The sequence below is a fragment of the Sulfoacidibacillus thermotolerans genome (assembly GCF_003144315.1).
Classification (GTDB): domain Bacteria; phylum Bacillota; class Bacilli; order Alicyclobacillales; family SLC66; genus Sulfoacidibacillus; species Sulfoacidibacillus thermotolerans.
Genome location: NZ_MPDK01000135.1, coordinates 1 through 329, shown reverse-complemented (window position 1 = coordinate 329; position 329 = coordinate 1). Strand labels below are relative to the sequence as shown.

Sequence of the window (329 nt, the reverse complement as noted above, 5' to 3'; positions counted from 1 at the left end):
TGCATCGGCTTTCTTTTTACGCAGTGGAGAAAAATACTGCCTATGCCACTCCTGTGATTGGGTCGAGTCAGTACCTTACTTTACATCGACCGCTTGCGGTAAAGGTACGGCGAGATGGCACGTGGATTGTGCAACGGTCGGCTCACCCACTTCCCGCAGGGACGTATCGGGTTTCCGGGAATCAGGTCATTGCAATGAAAGAGGCTCCTAAACTAAAAAAACGGCCATAACCCCCTTTCTTTGAAGGGGGATTTTTTGTGCAACCAGTGGTGTACGTTGAAAATGGAATTTTAATCGATGACCGCACGCGAGGATATGCAGTGTTTGTT

General features: G+C 48.6%; 1 pseudogene. It reads left to right on the top strand.

Annotation, left to right across the window (positions count from 1 at the left end):
* A pseudogene (locus tag BM613_RS15305) lies at positions 1-230 on the top strand (hypothetical protein); the annotation flags it as partial.
* Positions 231-329 lie beyond the last annotated feature (99 nt).